The sequence below is a fragment of the Cetobacterium sp. genome (assembly GCF_977044495.1).
Map to the genome: position 1 here is coordinate 1 of NZ_CDRRQU010000102.1, position 1,145 is coordinate 1,145.

At 30.1% G+C, this 1,145-nt stretch carries 1 protein-coding gene and 1 pseudogene; both read right to left on the reverse strand.

All coding sequences use genetic code 11. The annotated features are described in order from the left end of the window. Positions 1–657 (reverse strand): annotated as a pseudogene (locus ACWI69_RS12185) (citramalate synthase); the annotation flags it as partial. A 20-nt stretch (positions 658–677) separates the two neighbouring features. After that, positions 678–1,145, reverse strand: a 468-nt coding sequence (ilvN, locus tag ACWI69_RS12190; protein WP_448822102.1) for an acetolactate synthase small subunit, incomplete at its 5' end; no start/stop codon positions are given.

The window sequence follows — 1,145 nt, forward strand, 5'->3', positions numbered from 1 at the left end:
TGAATTAGCAACTGCCATACCTATATCATTATGACAATGTACACCTACTATACAATCTACCTTTTCTTTTACATCTTTAACAATTTCACAAACCTCATTTGGCATAGTACCGCCATTTGTATCACATAATACAACTGTACTTGCTCCTGCATCAGCTGCTGCCTTTAATGTATCAATTGCATAATCCTTATTATTTTTATATCCATCGAAAAAATGTTCAGCATCAAAAATAACTTCTTTTCCTTTTAAAACAAAGAAATTAACCGTATCTTTTATCATTTCTAAGTTTTCATCTAATGTAGTTTTTAATATATCTGTAACTTGAAAATCCCATGACTTTCCGAATATAACAACCACGTCTGTTTCTGCACTTAAAATGCTTTGGACGTTTTTATCCTCAGCTGCTTTTGTGCCAGCCCTTCTTGTAGATCCAAAAGCTGCAATTTTTGAATTTTTAAGTTTAATATCTTTTATTCTCTTAAAAAATTCCATGTCCTTTGGATTTGAGCCTGGATTTCCTGCCTCAATATAATCAATTCCAATATCATCAAGAATCTTTACTATCTTTAGCTTGTCCTCCAAAGAAAAAGATATTCCTTGTCCTTGAGAACCATCTCTTAATGTGGAATCAAATATATTAACTTTTCTGTCAGTCATTAATATACCTCCATAAAAAATTATTCAAAAATATTCTTAGTATTTCTTATTGTATTTTCGCCTCTTTGAAGAGCTGTAACTCCTGTTCTTACAAGTTCTTCTATTCCGTATTCTTCCATAAGTTTTATAAGTGCAGAAACTTTATTTCCATCTCCAGTAAGTTCAATAGTTAATGTATCAACTGATACATCTATAATCTTACATCTAAATATTTTTACTATCTCGTTTATTGCCGCACGTCTTTCTGCATCAGCTTTAACTTTTATTAAAACAAGCTCTCTGTATACTGAATTTGATTCTTTAAGATTAACAACTCTTATAACATCTTCTAACTTGTTAAGTTGTTTTACAACTTGTTCTAGTACATCTATATCTCCATTTAATGTAATTGTCATTCTTGAAATTTCTTTATTTTCAGTTCTACCAACAGTTAAACTATCAATATTATATCCTCTTCTTGAAAATAACCCTGAAACTCTGCTTAATAC